Here is a 17,732-nt window from a genome sequence, read left to right on the forward strand (position 1 = left end):
GTCGACGAGGTTCGGATCGGGCTGCCGGTCGTTCCAGGTCGTTCCGCTGGCCGGGCCTGCGAAACAGATCGAGGCGCCTTCCTCGGCCGTGGAGACGACATGACGGAAGGCGGCGAACAGCTCGCGGCCGTACCCCCAGGCCGAGCCGCCGGCGTGTTCGGGAGAACGCTCCGCCGCCGGACGGCTCAACAGGTCGACGCCGACAGTGGTCAGCACGCCCTTGTCGGGATCGAGGCGGATGACGTCGCCGTCGCGCACCCGGGACAGCAGACCGCCGGCCAGGGCCTCGGGCGAGACGTGGATGGCGGCGGGAGTCTTGCCCGAGGCGCCCGACATGCGGCCGTCGGTGACGAAGGCGACCTTGAAGCCCTTGTCCTGCAGCACGCCGAGGGCGGGGGACAGGCTGTGCAGTTCGGGCATGCCGTTGGCCCTGGGGCCCTGGAAGCGGAGAACCACCACGACATCGCGGTCGAGCTTTCCGTCCCTGAAGGCCTGCAGGGCGTCCTCCTGGGTTTCGAATACGGCGGCGGGGGCCTCGACGATGCGGTTCTCCGGCTTGACGGCGGAGACCTTGATGACCGCGCGGCCCAGGTCGCCCTGGACGAGCCGCAGGCCGCCCTCGCGGTCGAACGGACGGGACGCCGGGCGGAGAATGTCCGTGTCCAGACTTTCCGAGACGCCGTCGCGCCAGACCAGTTCGCCGTCGACCAGCGACGGCTCCTGGAAATAGTGGTCGATGCCGGGGCCCATGACGGTCTGGACGTCGGCGTGGATGTTCCCGGCCGCCGCCAGTTCGCGGGCCACGAAGGCGACGCCGCCGGCGGCCTGGAAGGCGTTCACATCGGCCGAGCCGTTGGGATAGACCCGGGCCAGCAGGGGCGTGACCGACGACAGCTGGTCCATATCGGTCCAGTCGATCAGGATCCCCGCGGCGCGGGCCATGGCCACGAGGTGGATGGCGTGGTTGGTCGAGCCGCCGGTGGCCAGCAGGGCGACGATCATGTTGACCACCGACTTCTCGTCGACGACGTCCGCCATCCGGCCCTGGCCCGAGCGGGCCAGTTCGACCGCCCGTCTGGCGGCCGCGGCTGTGAGGGCGTCGCGCAGGCCGGTCTCGGGATGGACGAAGGCCGTCGAGGGCAGATGCAGGCCGCCGAGCTCCATCATCATCTGGTTGGAGTTGGCGGTGCCGTAGAAGGTGCAGGTGCCGGGCGAGTGGTAGGAGCCGATCTCGCTCTCCAGCAGTACGGACCGGTCCACCTTGTTCTGGGCGTAGAGGGCGCGCACCCGGGCCTTCTCGGCGTTCGGGATGCCGCTGGGCATCGGTCCGGCGGGGGCGAAGACCACGGGCAGATGGCCGAAGGCCAGCGAGCCCATGAACAGGCCGGGCACGATCTTGTCGCAGACGCCGAGGCAGACGACGGCGTCGAAGGCGTCATGGGTCAGGGCCACGCCGGTCGACAGGGCGATGACGTCGCGGCTGAACAGCGACAGCTCCATGCCCGGGCGGCCCTGGGTGACGCCGTCGCACATGGCGGGCGTCCCGCCGGCGACCTGGGCCGTGGCGCCGGCCTCGCGCGCCGCCTCGCGGATGATGGCCGGGAAGCGCTCGAACGGCTGATGGGCCGAGAGCATGTCGTTGTAGGCGGTGACGACGCCGAGATTGGGCTGCCGGCCGCCCATGGCGGTCAGCTTGTCGGCGATGGTCTGGCCGGCGAAGGCGTGGGCCCAGTTGGCGCAGCTAAGCTTGGCCCGGGCGACGCCGGAGGCCGCGGCGGCGTCCATGCGGCGCAGATAGTCGGCGCGGGTGGCGCGGGAGCGCTCGACGATGCGGGCGGTGACCTCGGCGACGACGGGATTGAGCGCGGGCATCAGGCGGCCTCCGTCCACAGCACGTCGAGCGGAACGCCGTTGGCCACGAGGGCGGCGATCGGCTGGGTGGCGGGGTCGCCGGCGGCCTCGCGCTCGAACACCGCGCGCTTGGCGGCGCCGGTGATGGCGAGGACGACGCGGCGGGCGCCCATCAGATAGGGCAGGTTGATCGACAGGCGTTCGAGCGAGGGCGCGCGCCCGTCGCGCCCGGCGGGGACGCCGAGGACGGTCGGCGGAAGGCCCGGCGCCAGCAGGGCCTTGAGGGTGGGGCTTTCAGGGAACATGGAGCAGATATGGCCATCCTCCCCCATGCCGAGAAGGACCGCGTCCATACGCCGGCCCTCGGCGGCGAGCGCGTGGGCGGCGCGCGCGGCGGCGCGATCGACGGTGACGGCCGGGGAATAGAGGGGCAGGAAGCGGGCGGCGGCGGCGGGGCCGGTCAGCAGGGTGCGCTTCAGCAGGGCGGCGTTGGACTCGGGCGAGGTCTCGGGAACGTAGCGTTCGTCGATGAGGGTGACGACGACGCGCGACCAGTCGAGCGGGGCGGTCGAGAGCCGGGCGTAGATGGGCGAAGGGGTCGAGCCGCCCGAGCCGGCGAAGATCGCCTTGCCGGTTTCGGCGAGGGCGGCGGACAGGCTGTCGGCCAGGCGGGCGGCGCACGCTCCGGCCCAGGCGCCGGCGTCGGGGAAGGTTTCGATCTCAGGCATCGCCGGAGTTCCACGCGCGGCCGGTGCGGGACAGCAGCAGGTCGGCGGCCTCGGGGCCCCAGGTTCCGGCGGCGTAGTCGTGCGGCTTGAAGGCGGCGCCTTCCCAGGCCTCGGACACCTCGTCGACCCATTTCCACGCCTGCTCGGCCTCGTCGCGGCGCACGAACAGGGTGGAGTCGCCGGCGAGGGCGTCGAGCAGCAGCCGCTCGTAGGCGATACGGCGGCGCGGCGGTTTGGCGTCCTTGTCGTTCTGGCCCCAGGACAGGCTCATGCGGATGGGTTGCAGCTGCATGCGCTGGTCGAGGCCGGGCTTCTTGTTCATCACGGAGAGGGAAATGTCCTCGTCGGGCTGGAGTTCGATGACCAGCCGGTTGGCCTCGATCGAGCCGCGGTCGCCATGGTCGAAGATGGAGTGCGGCACCGGCTTGAACTGGATGACGATCTCGGTGCGTTTCTCCGGCAGACGCTTGCCGGTGCGCATGAAGAAGGGCACGCCGGCCCAGCGCCAGTTGTCGATGTCGGCGCGGACCGCGACGAAGGTCTCGGTGTCCGAGGGCGCGCCGCGTTCCTCGTCATAGCCGGCGACGGCTTCGCCCTCGACGGTTCCAGCCACGTACTGGCCGCGCACCGTGACCCGTCCGGCCTCCTCCGGGGTGATCGGACGAAGCGAGCGCAGCACCTTGACCTTCTCGTTGCGCACCGAGTCCGGATTGAGGTCGGAGGGCGGCTCCATGGCCACGAGGCAGAGCAGCTGGAGCATGTGGTTCTGGAGCATGTCCCGCAATGCTCCGTACTCGTCGTAATACGGCCAGCGGTCGCCGACGCCGACCGTCTCGCCCACGGTGATCTGGACGTGATCGATGCTGAGGTTGTTCCACAGCGGCTCGAAGATGGTGTTGCCGAAGCGCAGGGCGATCAGGTTCTGGACCGTCTCCTTGCCGAGGTAGTGGTCGATGCGGAAGACCTGATGCTCGGAGAAGGCGTCGGCGACGGCGTCGTCGATCTGGCGGAAGGTGTCGAGGTCGCGGCCGACCGGCTTTTCCAGCACCACGCGATCCTCGGGCTCGGCCAGGCCGGCGGCGCGCATGGCGGTGACGATGCGGGCGTAGAGCGAGGGCGAGACCGCCAGGAAGGAGGTGCAGGCGCCGTCGCCGACCTTGTCCTTGAGCGGCTTCAGGCTCTCGGCCGAGGTGGCGTCGACGGCGAGGTAGTCGAGGCGTGACTCCAGCCGGGCCCAGGCCTCGTCGGACCAGGCGTGGTCAGCCCTGGCCTTCGTCTCGACCGACTGGCGGACCTTGGCGACGTAGTCCTCGCGGCTCTCTTCCGAGCGGGCGGCGCCGATGATCTTGAGGCCGTCAGGCAGCAGGCCGTCGTGCTCGAGGAAGTAGAGCGAGGGCAGGAGCATCCTCATGGCGAGGTCGCCGCCGCCGCCGAACAGCACCAGGGCCGCCATGCGCTCTCCTCAGGTTCAGGTCCCAGCTTGACCGGGAGGTTGTCTGGCCGCTTCCGCGCGTTGCGCCAAGACATCGAGCACGTCCTGAAACACCATGTGACGGGCGCGCAGCAGCACCAGCAGATGGTAGATCAAATCCGCGGCCTCGGATGCGAGTTCCGAATCCGGCCCGGCGGCGCCGGCCAGCGCGGTTTCGACCCCTTCCTCGCCGACCTTCTGGGCGGCGCGTTTGGGACCGTCGGCGAGCAGCCGTGCGGTCCAACTCTCCGACGGGTCGGCGGCGGCGCGGCCGGCGATCGTCTGTTCCAGCCGGGCGAGGCGGCCGAGGCCGGGGGCGTCCTCCTCGCCGAAGCAACTGACGCGGTCCAGGTGACAGGCGTTCCCGACGGGCCGGACCTTCAGCACCAGGGCGTCGGCGTCGCAGTCGGACGTGATGGAGACAACGTGGAGGCGGTCGCCCGAGGTCTCGCCCTTGCGCCATCGGCCTCCGCGGGAGCGGGAGAAGAAGGTGGCTTCGCCGGAGGCGAGGGTCTCCTCAAGGGCGGCGCGGTCCATGTAGGCGAGGGTCAGGACCTGCAGGGTGGCGGCGTCCTGGACGACGACGGGGATCAGGCCGTCGCCCTTGGCGAGGTCGAGGGTGGAGGGATCGATCATGGTCTGACCTCAACGCCCGAAGCGGCCAGGAAGGCTTTCAGGTCCGGGATGGCGAGCGCGCCGGTGTGGAAAACGCTGGCGGCGAGGGCGCCGGAGACGCCGGCCTGCTGGAACACATCGCGGAAGTGCGCCGCCTCACCGGCGCCGCCCGAGGCGACCAGCGGAATGGTCAGACGCTCGCGGGCGGCGGTCATCTGGGCGAGATCATAGCCGCGGCGGACGCCGTCCTCGTCCATGCAGTTGAGCACGATTTCCCCGGCGCCGCGCTGTTGCGCCTCGACGATCCAGTCGAGGGTGCGGCGGCCGGCGCCGCGGCTGGCGGCCGGGTCGCCGGTGTACTGGTGCACGAACCAGTCGTCGCCGGCGCGCTTCGAGTCCACGCCCACGACTACGCACTGGGCGCCGAAGCGGTCGGCCATCCCGGAAATCAGGTCCGGGCGCTCGAGGGCGGGAGAGTTGATCGAGACCTTGTCGGCGCCGTTGTCGAGGCAGCGGCCGGCCTGTTCGACCGAGCGGATGCCGCCGGCGACGCTGAATGGGATGTCGAGCAGGCGGGCGATGTCGCGCACCCAGCCGTAGTCGAGGGTGCGGCCCTCGGGGCTGGCGGTGATGTCATAGAAGACCAGTTCGTCGGCCCCCTGGTCGCGGTAGCGGGCGGCGAGGTCGGCCGCGTCGCCCATGTCGACATGGCCTTCGAAGCGGACGCCCTTGACCACGCGGCCGTCCCTGACGTCGAGGCAGGGGATGATGCGCCGGGCCGTCATGCGGCGAGCGCCTCAGCCACGGTGAAGCGGCCTTCGTAGAGAGCGCGGCCGACGATGGCGCCGTCGCAGCCGGCGGCGCGCGCGGCGGCGAGGTCGGCGAGGCTGGAGACGCCGCCCGAAGCCTGGACGCGGAGATCGGGACGGCGGCGCACGAGCTCGCCCAGCAGATCGAGATTGGGGCCGGTCAGGGCGCCGTCGCGGCCGACATCGGTGACCAGCAGGTGCCGGGCGGTTCCCGGCGGATAGCGGTCGAGGGCGGCCCACAGGTCGATGGCGGCGGCCTCGGTCCAGCCCTTGAGCGCGGGAATCCAGCGGTCCCCGTCGGCCTTGACGTCGATCGCGAGTGTCAGCCGGTCGGCGCCGAAACGATCGAGCCAGCCTCTCACCGTCGTCGGATCGGACACGGCGAGGGAGCCGACGACGACGCGGCCGACGCCGGCGTCGAGCAGGCGCTGGACGTCGTCGGCCGAACGGACGCCGCCGCCCGACTGGATCCGGATGTCGACGGCGGCGGCCAGCTCGCCGATGAGGGCGTGCTGGACGGCGCGGCCGGCCTCTGCGCCGTCGAGGTCGACGATGTGGGCCCAGACGGCTCCGTCGGCGGCGAAGGCGGCGAGACGGGCGGCGGGGGCCGCGTCATAGCGGGTCACGGCGTCGAAGCGGCCGTGCATCAGGCGCACGCAAACGCCGTCCCTCAGGTCGATGGCCGGATAGACGATCATGCGGGCAGGTCCAGGAAGTTGCGCAGGATGCGGGCGCCGGCGGCGGCCGAGCGCTCGGGGTGGAATTGGCAGCCCCAGCGGTTGGCGCTGCGGACGACCGCCGGGACCGGGCCGCCGTAGTCGGCGCGGGCGAGGGTCGCCTCGCCGTCCGGGCAGGCGTAGCTGTGCACAAAATAGGCCCAGGCGTCGTCGTCGAGGCCTTCGAGCAGCGGGTCCGGACGGACGGTCGAGAGCCGGGACCAGCCCATGTGCGGCACGGGCCGGTCGGGAGCGGGCTCCATCCTCCGGACCCGGCCGGGGATCAGGCCGAGCAGGGGGACGCCGCCGCCTTCCTCGCTGGTTTCGAACAGCAGTTGCTGACCAAGGCAGACGCCGAGCAGCGGGCGGGGAAAGGCGCGGATCGGCTCGACGAGGCCGAGCTCGGACAGCCGGGCCATGGCGTAGCCGGCCGCGCCGACGCCGGGCAGGATCAGGCGTTCGGCGTCGGCGACCTCGGCCGGGTCGGCGGTCAGGCGGACCGTGGCGCCCAGCCGCTCCAGCGCGAACCGGACCGAGGCGACGTTGCCGGCGCCGTAGGAGACGAGGGTGATCTGGCTCACAACACCCCCTTGGTGCTGGGCACGGCGTCGCCTTCGACGCGGATGGCCTGGCGGAGAGCGCGGCCGAAGGCCTTGTAGACGGCCTCGGTCTTGTGATGATCGTCCTCGCCGGTGACCGAGACGTGGATGGCCGCGCCGAGGTGCTCGGCCAGCGAGCGGAACACATGGGCGGTCAGGTCCGTGCGGTAGTCGCCGATGAAGGGCGTGCTGAACTCGCCGTCGAACACCGGGTAAGGGCGGCCGGACAGGTCGATGGACACCGCGGCGTTGGCCTCGTCCATCGGCACGACAAAGCCGTAGCGCGCGATGCCGCGGCGTTCGCCGAGCGCCTGCTTCAGGGCCTGACCCAGGGCGATGGCCGAGTCCTCAATGGTATGGTGCGGGTCGGTGTGAAGGTCGCCCTCGCAGGACAGGCGCAGCGAGAAACCGCCGTGGGCCGCGATCTGCTCCAGCATGTGATCGAAGAAGCCGACGCCGGTGGCGATCGAGACCGGCCCGGGCGCGTCGAGGTCGACGGCGCAGACGATGCGGGTCTCCTTCGTGTCGCGGACCGCCTCGCCGGTGCGGTGGGGCCGGGCCGCAGGGGCGAGGTCGAGCGCGGCGAGCAGGCGGTCGTTGACCTCGGGCCGGGCGGAGACGGGCAGGCGCAGACGCTCGCCCGACAAATCGGCGGCGACGCCGTAACGGGCGAGATCCGCCAGAACCGCCTCCGGATTGGCGGGACGGGCCATGATGAGGGGGCCGAATCCCGGCTCCACGACCATCGACCGCGCCAGAGCTTTCGCGAGCCGCTCGCGCTCGGTGCGCACGACGGCGATCCGCTGCCGGGTTTCCATCATGCGGGAAGGGTCGAGGGCTTGCCGGGCCAGCCGGACGGAGACTTCCGGCAGGGCGTAGGGCTCCATGACCGCCGTCAGACGAGCGAGCCTCTCCGGGCGGGCGAGGGCGGCGCCGACGCGGGCGCCGGCGAGACCCCAGGCCAGCGACAGACTGCGCAGGACGATCAGATTGGGGTGGTCGCCCAGCATGGTCGCAGCGGAGGGTGCGTCGGCGAACTCGGCGAGGCCTTCGTCCATGACCAGCAGGGCGGGGGCGACGCGCGTCGCCATCTCGGCCACCGCTTCCGGCGAGCCGAGGGCGCGCAGGATGACCGCGCCGGTCGAGGCGCCGGACGCCGGGCGGGCGTACAGGGCCGCAAGGGCGCGGTACGGCTCGGCGTCGGGGGCCTCAACGGCGAGTCCGTCACGCGCGGCGAGGCGAAAGACCAGCTCCAGTCCATGGGTCAGTCCGCGCACCGGCAGGACGTGGTCCGCGGGAACGCCGTAGACCTCGGCCATCCGCGCGGCGAGGGCGCGCGACCCGGCCGGATAGCGGTCGAGGCCCTCGCCGCCGGAGACCAGGGGCGAAAAGGGGGCGGGGAGGTTGCTGATCATGAGCCGCTCCTCAGGTCGGCCGCCCTCGCATGGGCTTCCAGCCCCTCCAGCCGGGCGAGGCGGGCTGCGACGGGCGCCAGTTCGCGGGCGCCCGCCTCGCTGACGGACTGGACCGACATGGAGGTCATGAAGCTGGCCGTGGTGATGCCGCCGAGCGTGCGGGCCGCTCCGTCGGTGGGAAGCACGTGGCTCGGTCCGGCGGCGTAGTCGCCGAGGGTTTCGGCGGCCCAGGGACCGACGAAGACGGCGCCCGCGGCGGAGATGCGCTCAACCAGCCGCTCGGCGTCGACAGCTTGCAGGGCGAGGTGCTCAGGGCCGTAGAGGTTGGCGACCTCGCAGGCCTCGGCCATGTCGCGGACGCGGATGGCGCGGCCCTCGGCCAGGGAGGCGCGGGCGATGTCGGCCCGGGGCAGGGTCTGAAGCTGCCGCTCCACCTCGGCGAGGATCGCCTCGAGATTGGCCCGGCTTTCCGAAACGAGAATCACCTGGGCGTCGGAGTCGTGCTCGGCCTGGCTGAGCAGATCGGCGGCGGCGATCTGCGGGTCGGCGTCGCGGTCGGCGATGACGAGCAGTTCCGAGGGGCCGGCGGGCATGTCGACGGCGGGGCCTCCCGGGAGCGCGGCCGCCTGCTTCTTGGCCTCGGCGACCCAGGCGTTGCCGGGGCCGAACAGCTTGTCGCAGGCGGGAATCTCGCCGTCGTCAAAGGCGGCGCCGAAGGTCAGGGCCGCGACCGCCTGGGCGCCGCCGATCAGCCAGAGGGCGTCGAGACCCGCCTCGCCGGCGGCGTAGATCATGGCGGGGTGGACGCCGCCGTCGCGGGCCGGCGGGGTGACGACGACCCGTTCGCGGACCCCGGCGACCTCCGCCGGGATCGCCTGCATCAGCAGCGACGAGAACAGCGGCGCCGTCCCGCCGGGCACATAGATTCCCGCTGCGCCGATGGGCCTCCAGACGAGGCGGGAGCGCACGCCGGGCGTGGTCTCGAAGAAGGGGGTGTCTTCCGGACGGGTGGCCTGGTGGAAGACGCGGACATTGTCGGCGGCGATGCGCAGCGACCGGGTGGCGTTCGGCGGCAGGGCGTCGCGGGCGGCGGCCACGGCCTCAGGCGTGATGGCGATGCGGCGGGGCGCGGCTCCGTCCAGCTTCAGGCTCCAGTCGGTCACGGCGACCCCGCCCCGCGTTCGCACATCGTCGAAGATCTCGCGCACGACATCGGAGACCTGCGCATCGCTGCGGCGAGCGGGCCGGGCGAGCGCCTCGAGGCGGCCGGCGGCGTCCAGGGTGGTCCAGTCGATACGCCGCATCACATCATCTTCTCGATCGGCAGGACGAGGATGGCCGAGGCCCCGGCGGCCTTGAGCTTCTCCAGCGTTTCCCAGAACACCGCCTCCTGACAGACGGCGTGGACCGCGACGGCGTCATCGCGGCCGGACAGGGGCATGACGGTGGGCGAGCCGGCGCCGGGCAGGATGGCGGTGATGCGGTCCAGCGCCGAACGCGGGGCGTTGAGCATGACGTATTTGGCGCCCTGGGAGGCGACGACCCCGCTCATCCGTTCGATGATGCTGTCCAGTAGGTGCTGCAGCTCCGGCTCCGGGGCGAGCGGCGAACGGATCAGCACGGCCTGGCTTTCCAGCACGGTCTCGCGCGCGCCGAGGCCGTTGGCTTCAAGCGTGGCGCCGGTCGAGACGAGATCGCAGATGGCGGCGGCGAGCTTGAGCCGCGGAGCCACCTCGACCGCGCCGCGCATGGTGACGATGTCGGCGCGGACGTTCCGCCCGTCCAGCCAGCGGCGGAGAATCTTCGGGTAGGAGGTGGCGATCCGCAGGCCGTCGAGCGAGGCGGGGCCGTCGTACGCCAGGGTCGGCGGCACGGCGATCTTCAGGGTGCAACGGCCGAAGCCGAGCGGCATGACCACCTCGGCCGAGGGGCCGCCGTTGCGGGCCTCCTCGAGCACGTTCTCGCCGACGATGCCGAGGTCGCAGACTCCGTCGGCGACGAAGGTCGGGATGTCGTCGTCGCGGACGCGGAGCAGGTCGATGGGATAGTTCTCGACCCGGTAGAGCAGGTCGTTGTTGCCCTTGACCACGCGCAGGCCGGCGTCGCGGACGAGGTCGAGGCTGCGGTCGGCCAGGCGGCCGGATTTCTGGACGGCGATACGCAGCCGCCCCTGAACGGTACTCATGATTTCAACTCAGCTCTTCAGACGGTCCAGCACCAGGCGGTAGCCCTGGTGCGGCATTTCCTTGAGGAAGCGGGCGACGCGTACGACCGTGGTCGGACTGGCCTGGGCTTCGGCGGCGATCTCCCGATACGACTTGCCGCCCGCGTCGAGCAGGCGGGCCACCTCCCAGCGTTCGGCGAAGGCCCGGACCTCGGCCGGCGTGCACAGGTCGGCGAGGAAGGCGTCGACCTCGTCGCGCGTCTTCAGCGCCAGCAGGGCGTCGTAGAGGGCGACGCGACTGCGCGCCGTGGCGGCCGCGTTGCGAGGGAGGGCGTCGGTCATGGCGTGTTCCACTATGCTGTAACAGTGGAACGGTCAAGGGCCGGAGTGTCGCGCCTCTCGACCCCCGCCTTCCGCCCCTCTATCTGCATCCCATGACCAAGGTTCTGATCATCGGCGCGGGGCATGCGGGCGGGACGGCGGCGGCTCTCCTCAGGCAGTACGGGCACGAGGGGCCGATCGTGCTGGCGGGCGACGAGCCGGCGCCGCCCTATCAGCGCCCGCCGCTGTCGAAGGCGTGGCTGAAGGGGGAGGCCGACCTGGAGGCGCTGCTGCTGCGGCCGGAAGCGTTCTACGCGGAGCACGGCATCGAGCTGCGGACGGGCGTGACGGCGACGGCGATCGACGCCCCGGCCAAGACCGTGACCTTCGCGGACGGGACGGTGGAACCGTATGACGCGCTGATCCTGGCGACCGGCTCGGCGGCGCGAAAGCTGGCGATCCCCGGGGCCGACCGGCCCGACCTGCTGGAGCTGCGCACGCTGGCGGACGCCGAAAGGCTGAAGGCGGCGCTGGGACCGGGGCGGCGACTGGCGGTGGTGGGTGGCGGCTATGTCGGGCTTGAGGCGGCGGCCTCGGCCCGGGCGCTCGGGGCCGGGGCGGTGATCATCGAACGGATGGACCGGGTGCTGGCGCGGGTGGCCTCGCAGACGCTGTCGGAGTTCTTCACCCGGTTTCACCGGGACCATGGCGTGGAGGTGCTGACCTCGGCCGAGGTGACGGGCATCGAAGACGGTGGGGTGCGGCTGTCGGACGGCCGGTTGATCGAGGCCGATGCCGTCCTGGTCGGGGTCGGGGCGCTGGCGCGGGACGAACTGGCGCGGACGGCCGGACTGGCGTGCGAGAACGGCGTGGTGGTCGACGAGACCGGCCGGACCTCTGACCCCGCCATCTGGGCCATTGGCGACGCGACCTTCCGGCCAGTGCCGGTGCACGGCGGCCGGCGGCATCGGCTGGAGAGCGTGCCCAACGCCCTGGAACAGGCCAAGCAGGCCGCGGCGGCGATCACGGGACGGCCCGCGCCGACACCCGAAGTGCCGTGGTTCTGGTCAGACCAGTACGACGTCAAGCTGCAGATCGCAGGACTGGCGGACGGCGCGGACCGGCAGGTGCTGCGCGGCGATCCGGCCGCGGCGGCCTTCGCGGTCTTCCATCTGGCGGGCGACCGGATCGTTTGCGTCGAGGCGGTCAACGCCCCGGCGGAGTTCATGGCCGGCCGGCAGATGATTGGCCGCGGGACGCCGGTGGACACGGCGCGGCTGGCGGATTCGGCCGTGTCGATGAAGGCCGTGGCGACGGGCTGAACCGGATCAGGCGGCGCTGACCGCCTTGTGCGCCGGACCGCCCAGCCGTTCGACGAGGGCGGTCAGCGAGACGGGACGGCCGATCAGATAGCCCTGGGCCATGTCGCAGCCCATGCCCCGCAGCAGCGCGAGGGCGGTGGGGGTCTCGACCCCTTCGGCGGTGACCTTCATGCCGAGACCGTGCGCAAGGTCGATGGTCGACTTGACCAGCAGGGCGTCGCGGGCGGAGTCGTCGAGACCGAGGACGAAACTCTTGTCGATCTTCAATTCGTCGGCGCGGATCTGCTTCAGATAGGTCAGGGAAGACAGGCCGGAGCCGTAGTCGTCCAGCGACACGGAGATGCCCGCCTCGGCGAAACGGTCGAGGATGCGCAGGGCCGCCTCGGGATTGCCGACCACGGCCGTTTCGGTGATCTCGAAGCACAGGCGGGCGCCGGAAGCCTTGACGGCCGCGAGGGCGAAGTCGGCGAAGCTCTCGTCGGACAGCAGGCGCCCCGACACGTTGACCGATACCGTCAGGTCGTGACCGGCCCGTCGGAGCTCGGCCTGATCGTGAATGGCCTGGTGGATGACCCACTCTGTGAGCGGCCGGATGTGACCGGTCTCCTCCGCCATGACCACGAACACGTCCGGCGAGACGCAGCCGCGGCGGGGGTGGGTCCAGCGGGCCAGCGCCTCGACGGCGGTGACCCGTTCGGCCCGAAAGTCGTATTTGGGCTGGTAGTTGAGCGAGAACTCGCCGTTGTCGAGCGCGGCCATGAGTTCGCTGATCAGCGACAGATTGCCGGCCGGATCGCCATAGCGCGCCGCGTCGAACAGGGCGGCCCGGCGGTGGGCGGCGCGAGCCTGGTCGACAGCGATGGAGGCCCGGTCGACGGGCGAGGAGACGTTGCGGTTGCTCACCCGCGGGCGGGCGATCCCGGCCGTCAGGGCGATGTCGACAGGGGCGCCGTTCAGGATCACCGGAGCCTGAGCGGCCTCGCAGACACGGGTGGCGAGTTGCAGCGCCTCGTCGTCGTCTTCGGCCTGCAGCACCAGCCCAAGCACGCCCGCTCCGACCCGGGCGACCGCGCCGCGACCGGTCAGGCTGGACAGCCGCTGCCCCAGGGTCGTCAGCAGGCGGGCCATGGAATCATAGCCGATGGCGTTGCGCAGAACCTCGAACCGGTCGACGCCGAACAGCACCACATAGACGGGCTCTCCGCCGGCGGCGAGCCGCTCCAGCGCCAGGCGATTGCCGAGCCCGGTCTCCTGATCGTGCAAGGCCATGTGCGTCAGGCGAGCGTCGTGGTCGTGCGAAACCGTCCGGCCGGAGGCGGGGGAAAGCAGCGCGGACAGGAACGCGAACGGACTGCGCATCCCTCGCGTCTAGCGCAGTGTAATGAAGCGCGCGTAAACCCTACCAGTTGAGAATAATTCGCAGAACGCCTTGCGTCGGGCGGCCAAGCTGATATTGCGAGCGCATCGCAATATCAATCAAGAGCCGTCCCGCCATGTCGCTTTCGCGTTCCGAAGCCCTCCGCGCCCTCCTGTTCGCCTCCAGCGCGGCGGGCATGCTGGTGGCCGGGCCGGTCATGGCCGATCCGGCGACCGACGGAACCGATCCGCAGGACGCGACCAACCTGGGCACGGTCACCGTCACCGGAGAACCGGCGCGGCGGGAACCGCAGTCGCCGGAGTTCGTGGGGCCGCTCGTCGACACACCCCGGGCGGTGACCATCATTCCGCAGCAGATCATCGAGCAGACAGCGGCGACCTCGCTGCAGGACATCCTGCGCAATTCGCCGGGAATCACCTTTGGCGCCGGCGAGGGCGGTCAGCCGCTGGCCGACCGACCGTTCATCCGGGGGCAGTCGTCGGGCAACAACATCTTCGTCGACGGCATCCGCGACTCGGGCGGCCAGCAGCGGGAGGTGTTCAACCTCGAGCAGGTCGAGGTGGTGAAGGGGCCGGACGCGGTCTACTCCGGCCGCGGCTCGGGCGGGGGCAGCATCAATCTGGCATCCAAGGCCCCGCGCCTGACCGACTTCACCCATCTGGGTCTCGGCGCCGGCTCCGACGGCTATCTGCGCGGCACGATCGACCAGAACTGGAGCCTCGGCGAAACCGCCGGCCTGCGTCTGAACCTGATGGCGTCCGAAGGAGACGTGCCGGGACGCGAGGCGGTGGATTTCGACAAGTGGGGTCTCGGTCTGTCGCTGGCGGCCGGGCTGGGGACCAGGACGTCCGCGACCTTCAGCGTCTATCACCTGACCAGCGACCAGATGCCGGACTACGGCATCCCGCTGTTCACCAAGATCGGGGTCCGGACCACGGACAGCGGCATTCTGGATGTGCCCTACGACAGCTTCTACGGGGTGACGGCGCGGGACTATCTGACCAATACGGTCGACAGTCTGACGTTCGAGATGGAGCACGCGCTCACCCCCGGTCTGACGATCCGCAACGTCAGCCGCTACGCCGAGACCCTGAACGACTATGTCGTCACCAACCCCGGCGACGGGGGTCGGGTCGATACGACCCCGCCGGGGGTGGTCCTGATCGGCGGCGAGTACTGGATGAAGCGGGGGACGAAGTCGCGCTGGAACCCGACCACCACCATCGCCAACGTCACCGACCTGACCGGCCGGTTCTCGACCGGAGGGATCGGACACAACTTCAACCTCGGCGTTGAGATCGCCGAGGAGAGGAACCGCAACGCCTCGTATACGGTCGTGACCACGGGCGGCTCGGCCTGCCCGGCCCCGCTGACCGGGTTCGACTGCACCCGTCTGTATGACCCGAACCCGTCCGATCCGTGGAGCGGCACGATCACCCGGGGCGTCATCAGCTCAAGCACAACCGACACTCTCGGCCTGTACGCCCTGGATTCCATCGCCTTCGGAGAGCGGTGGGTTCTGAACCTCGGACTCCGGTACGATGACTACGCGGTCGAGGGGCGGAACGGGTCGGGGACGGTTACGGCGCCGGTCTATACGGCCGTCGGTGGAGACTGGGAGTTCGTCAACTACCAGGTCGGGCTGGTCTACAAGCCGACGGCGAACTCGAGCGTCTATGCGTCCTGGGCCACCTCGGCGACGCCGCCGACGATCTCGGCGGGGGACCAGAACACCGGCGGCGCCGTCGGGACTGAACTGCTGGACCCTGAGGAGACCGAGAGCTTCGAGATCGGGGCCAAGGCCAATCTGTTCGACGACCGCCTGGCGCTGTCCGGCGCGGCCTTCATCCTGACCCGCGAGAACGCCCAGATTCAGGTGTCGCCGGGCGTGTTCGAACAGGCCGGCGAGGCCGAGGTGAAGGGGATCGAGTTGGGCCTGTCGGGCAATATCACCCGGGCGTGGCAGGTGTTCGGAGGCTACACCTGGATGGAGTCCGAACTGGTCGCCGGCGCCTACACCAACGTCAACGTCGGCGATCCGCTGGCCAACACGCCGGAGCACAGCTTCAGCCTGTTCAGCACATACCGGGTGACGCCGAAGCTGAGCCTCGGAGGCGGGGTCTATCATGTCTCCGACAGCTTCGGCGGCAACCAGGGCGGGGCCGGTGGAGGCGCCAACCGCATCTATGCGCCGGCCTGGACACGGGTGGACCTGTTTGCCTCATACGACCTGACCGACAGCGCCTCGCTGCAGCTGAACGTCCAGAACGCGGGCGACGAGGACTACATCATGCGCACCAACGGGGTGCATCATGCCGACGTGGCCCCGGGGCGGCAGGCTATACTGACGCTCAATCTGCGCTACTAGAGCGGGCCATGCTGCTGCACATCCCCGGCGTCTTCAGCAAGGACGAGGTCGCGGCCCTGAGAGCGCGGCTTGACGCGGGGCCGTGGACGGACGGCAACGTCACCTCCGGCCACCAGTCGGCGACCGCCAAGGTCAACCGGCAACTGCCCGAGGACTGCGCCGAGGCGCGCGAGGTCGGGGCTCTGGTTCTGCAGGCCCTGAACGCCAACCCGATGTTCGTCTCGGCGGCCCTGCCGCACACGATCTTCCCGCCGCTTTTCAACGCCTACGAAGGCGGGGAGCATTTCGGGACGCACGTCGACAACGCCATCCGGCAGCGAGGGAATATCCGCATCCGCAGCGATCTGTCGGCGACGCTTTTCCTTGAGGAACCCGAGGCTTACGACGGCGGCGAGCTGATCGTCGAGGAGATGTACGGGCCGCAGTCGGTCAGGCTGCCGGCCGGGGACCTGGTGCTGTATCCGTCGAAGAGTCTGCACCGGGTGACTCCGGTGACGCGCGGCCGGCGGGTGGCGAGCTTCTTCTGGATCCAAAGCCTTGTGCGCGACGACGCCGACCGGGAGACACTGTTCCGCCTGGATGTGGCGATCCAGCGGGTCAATGCGGACAAGGGGCCGAAGGACCCGGCTGTGCTGGAGCTGACAGCGGTCTATCACAACCTGCTGCGGCGCTGGACCGAGGTCTGAGGGCGAAATCTCGATCCCGGAAGACCGGTCGATTTCGGCTATCCCGCCAGAGACGTACGCGACGTCTGATCAATAGACGTCGCGGCGGTAGCGCCCGGTCTCGGCGAGCTCAAGCAGGTGGTCGGCCCCGAGGGCGGTTTCGAGCGCAGCGTGGACGCCCTGGGACATGCCTTCGAGGCTGCCGCAGACGAGGATGACGGCGCCGCGATCGACCCAGGCGGCGATCTCGTCCGTATGCTGAACAACGAGATCCTGAACGTAGCGGCCGTCGCCGGGATCGCGCGAGAAGGCGCGGTCGAGGCGCGTCAGCACGCCCGAGGCGAGGGCGGCCTGAAGCTCTGCGTCGAGGAAGGCGTCGCAGGCCGAGGTGCGCTCGCCGAACATCAGCCAGACGCCGCCGTGGGCGAGGCCCTCTCGCGCCCGCCAGTGGGCGCGCAGACCGGCGAGGCCGGTACCGTTGCCGATCAGGATCAGCGGCGTCTCCGGCGCCGGGCCGTGGAAGCCGCGGTTGGTGCGGAGGCGCATCGGCGCAGGATCGCCGACGGCGAGACCGCGGATCAGCCAGCCGGAGGCCAGGCCGGGGGCGCCATCGGGCCGGGTCGCCAGACGGACGATCAGCTCGACCCGGCCGTCCGCCGGCAGGGAGGCGACGGAGTACTCGCGGCTGGCCGGGGCGACGCCGTCGACGGGCGGCAGGCCGATCTCGGCGATGTCGCCGGCGACCCAGTCCGGATTGTGATCGACCGGCTCGAAGGCCAGCCGCCAGGCTTCGCCGCCGGGACTGCCGGGATTGAGGTGGGTGCGGGCGGCGAGACGCCAGCGGTCATAGGCCGGCGGCGTCCAGTCGGCCTCGACGGCGCGGCCGGTGACGGCGCCGAGCTGGTGCTGCCAATGGCGGATCGCGCCGGCGTCGCCGTCATCCACCTCGATGCGGTCGAACAGGGGGACGGCCCCCGAACGCTGGAGCCAGACGTCCAGCGCCCGGCCGAAGCCGCAGAAGTCCGCATAGGTCCGGTCGCCGAGCGCGAGCAGGCCGTAGGACAGGCCGGCGAGGTCGGCCGGGGCGGCCATGTGTTTGCGAGCGAACCAGGACAGGGCGTCGGGCGCGTCGCCCTCGCCGGTGGTGGAGGCGATGATCAGGACGCGCCCTGCGGCGCGCAGCCCGTCGGGTTCGAGGTCGCCCAGCAGGGCGACGCGGGCCGGGACGCCGGCCCCGGAGAGGCTGGCGGCGGTCATCCAGGCCAGTTCCTCGGCCTGGCCGGTCTGGCTGGCGAAGGCGACCAGCAGGG

At 71.0% G+C, this 17,732-nt stretch carries 16 protein-coding genes; 3 read left to right on the plus strand and 13 right to left on the minus strand.

The window, feature by feature from the left end; genetic code table 11:
- The 11 genes from edd to VGD32_RS07530 form a co-directional block, all read right to left on the minus strand.
- The coding region (gene edd / locus VGD32_RS07480) for a phosphogluconate dehydratase (RefSeq protein ID WP_331031272.1) at positions 1-1,872 on the minus strand (1,872 nt) is incomplete at its 3' end.
- Positions 1,872-2,579 (minus strand): 6-phosphogluconolactonase, encoded by a 708-nt coding sequence (gene pgl / locus VGD32_RS07485; RefSeq protein WP_331031273.1) that lies wholly within the window; start codon positions 2,577-2,579, stop codon positions 1,872-1,874. The genes edd and pgl, both read right to left, overlap by 1 nt.
- Positions 2,572-4,032, minus strand: a complete 1,461-nt coding sequence (zwf, locus tag VGD32_RS07490; protein ID WP_331031274.1) for a glucose-6-phosphate dehydrogenase — start codon at positions 4,030-4,032, stop codon at positions 2,572-2,574. The genes pgl and zwf overlap by 8 nt, the downstream gene beginning before the upstream one ends.
- A 15-nt stretch (positions 4,033-4,047) precedes the next feature.
- A complete protein-coding gene (hisIE, locus tag VGD32_RS07495; RefSeq protein WP_331031275.1) occupies positions 4,048-4,686 on the minus strand; it encodes a bifunctional phosphoribosyl-AMP cyclohydrolase/phosphoribosyl-ATP diphosphatase HisIE in 639 nt (212 codons plus the stop codon).
- Positions 4,683-5,450 (minus strand): imidazole glycerol phosphate synthase subunit HisF, encoded by a 768-nt coding sequence (gene hisF, locus VGD32_RS07500; protein WP_331031276.1) that lies wholly within the window; start codon positions 5,448-5,450, stop codon positions 4,683-4,685. Before hisF ends, hisIE begins: the two co-directional genes overlap by 4 nt.
- The gene (locus tag VGD32_RS07505) at positions 5,447-6,172 is read right to left on the minus strand and encodes a 1-(5-phosphoribosyl)-5-[(5-phosphoribosylamino)methylideneamino] imidazole-4-carboxamide isomerase (protein WP_331031277.1); all 726 of its coding nucleotides are present in this window, start codon (positions 6,170-6,172) and stop codon (positions 5,447-5,449) included. The genes hisF and VGD32_RS07505 overlap by 4 nt, the downstream gene beginning before the upstream one ends.
- The gene (hisH, locus tag VGD32_RS07510; protein ID WP_331031278.1) at positions 6,169-6,771 is read right to left on the minus strand and encodes an imidazole glycerol phosphate synthase subunit HisH; all 603 of its coding nucleotides are present in this window, start codon (positions 6,769-6,771) and stop codon (positions 6,169-6,171) included. Before hisH ends, VGD32_RS07505 begins: the two co-directional genes overlap by 4 nt.
- Positions 6,768-8,204: an imidazoleglycerol-phosphate dehydratase HisB gene (gene hisB, locus VGD32_RS07515; RefSeq protein WP_331031279.1), complete on the minus strand. Its 1,437-nt coding sequence runs from the start codon at positions 8,202-8,204 to the stop codon at positions 6,768-6,770. The genes hisH and hisB overlap by 4 nt, the downstream gene beginning before the upstream one ends.
- The gene (gene hisD / locus VGD32_RS07520) at positions 8,201-9,508 is read right to left on the minus strand and encodes a histidinol dehydrogenase (protein ID WP_331031280.1); all 1,308 of its coding nucleotides are present in this window, start codon (positions 9,506-9,508) and stop codon (positions 8,201-8,203) included. The genes hisB and hisD overlap by 4 nt, the downstream gene beginning before the upstream one ends.
- Positions 9,508-10,389, minus strand: a complete 882-nt coding sequence (gene hisG / locus VGD32_RS07525) for an ATP phosphoribosyltransferase (protein ID WP_331031281.1) — start codon at positions 10,387-10,389, stop codon at positions 9,508-9,510. The genes hisD and hisG overlap by 1 nt, the downstream gene beginning before the upstream one ends.
- Positions 10,390-10,398: 9 nt before the next feature.
- Positions 10,399-10,710: a YerC/YecD family TrpR-related protein gene (locus VGD32_RS07530; protein WP_331031282.1), complete on the minus strand. Its 312-nt coding sequence runs from the start codon at positions 10,708-10,710 to the stop codon at positions 10,399-10,401.
- Positions 10,711-10,802: 92 nt separating this feature from the next.
- Here VGD32_RS07530 and VGD32_RS07535 point away from each other — a divergent pair, with 92 nt between their 5' ends.
- Complete coding sequence (locus VGD32_RS07535; protein ID WP_331031283.1) at positions 10,803-12,011, plus strand: NAD(P)/FAD-dependent oxidoreductase; 1,209 nt, start codon at positions 10,803-10,805, stop codon at positions 12,009-12,011.
- Positions 12,012-12,017: 6 nt separating this feature from the next.
- Here VGD32_RS07535 and VGD32_RS07540 read toward each other — a convergent pair whose 3' ends face one another.
- A complete protein-coding gene (locus VGD32_RS07540) occupies positions 12,018-13,370 on the minus strand; it encodes a bifunctional diguanylate cyclase/phosphodiesterase (protein ID WP_331031284.1) in 1,353 nt (450 codons plus the stop codon).
- Between the two features lie 134 nt (positions 13,371-13,504).
- On the opposite strand from VGD32_RS07540, the gene VGD32_RS07545 reads away from it, so the two are divergent.
- Both VGD32_RS07545 and VGD32_RS07550 read left to right on the plus strand, forming a co-directional pair.
- On the plus strand, positions 13,505-15,757 hold the full coding sequence (locus VGD32_RS07545) for a TonB-dependent siderophore receptor (protein ID WP_331031285.1): 2,253 nt from the start codon (positions 13,505-13,507) through the stop codon (positions 15,755-15,757).
- An 8-nt stretch (positions 15,758-15,765) separates the two neighbouring features.
- A complete protein-coding gene (locus VGD32_RS07550) occupies positions 15,766-16,443 on the plus strand; it encodes a Fe2+-dependent dioxygenase (RefSeq protein ID WP_331031286.1) in 678 nt (225 codons plus the stop codon).
- Positions 16,444-16,512: 69 nt separating this feature from the next.
- Here VGD32_RS07550 and VGD32_RS07555 read toward each other — a convergent pair.
- A partial coding sequence (locus VGD32_RS07555) for a sulfite reductase subunit alpha (protein ID WP_331031287.1) occupies positions 16,513-17,732 on the minus strand: 1,220 nt, incomplete at its 5' end.

Origin of the sequence: Brevundimonas sp. (assembly GCF_036402095.1) — a bacterium.
Classification (GTDB): Bacteria; Pseudomonadota; Alphaproteobacteria; order Caulobacterales; family Caulobacteraceae; genus Brevundimonas.

Excerpts from the sequence above, each read along its gene's own strand:
- pgl (WP_331031273.1), bottom strand. The coding sequence starts at position 2,579 with ATGCCTGAGATCGAAACCTTCCCCGACGCCGGCGCCTGGGCCGGAGCG.
- zwf (WP_331031274.1), bottom strand. The coding sequence starts at position 4,032 with ATGGCGGCCCTGGTGCTGTTCGGCGGCGGCGGCGACCTCGCCATGAGG.
- hisIE (WP_331031275.1), bottom strand. The coding sequence starts at position 4,686 with ATGATCGATCCCTCCACCCTCGACCTCGCCAAGGGCGACGGCCTGATC.
- hisF (WP_331031276.1), bottom strand. The coding sequence starts at position 5,450 with ATGACGGCCCGGCGCATCATCCCCTGCCTCGACGTCAGGGACGGCCGC.
- VGD32_RS07505 (WP_331031277.1), bottom strand. The coding sequence starts at position 6,172 with ATGATCGTCTATCCGGCCATCGACCTGAGGGACGGCGTTTGCGTGCGC.
- hisB (WP_331031279.1), bottom strand. The coding sequence starts at position 8,204 with ATGATCAGCAACCTCCCCGCCCCCTTTTCGCCCCTGGTCTCCGGCGGC.
- hisD (WP_331031280.1), bottom strand. The coding sequence starts at position 9,508 with ATGCGGCGTATCGACTGGACCACCCTGGACGCCGCCGGCCGCCTCGAG.
- hisG (WP_331031281.1), bottom strand. The coding sequence starts at position 10,389 with ATGAGTACCGTTCAGGGGCGGCTGCGTATCGCCGTCCAGAAATCCGGC.
- VGD32_RS07530 (WP_331031282.1), bottom strand. The coding sequence starts at position 10,710 with ATGACCGACGCCCTCCCTCGCAACGCGGCCGCCACGGCGCGCAGTCGC.
- VGD32_RS07535 (WP_331031283.1), top strand. The coding sequence starts at position 10,803 with ATGACCAAGGTTCTGATCATCGGCGCGGGGCATGCGGGCGGGACGGCG.
- VGD32_RS07540 (WP_331031284.1), bottom strand. The coding sequence starts at position 13,370 with ATGCGCAGTCCGTTCGCGTTCCTGTCCGCGCTGCTTTCCCCCGCCTCC.
- VGD32_RS07545 (WP_331031285.1), top strand. The coding sequence starts at position 13,505 with ATGTCGCTTTCGCGTTCCGAAGCCCTCCGCGCCCTCCTGTTCGCCTCC.
- VGD32_RS07550 (WP_331031286.1), top strand. The coding sequence starts at position 15,766 with ATGCTGCTGCACATCCCCGGCGTCTTCAGCAAGGACGAGGTCGCGGCC.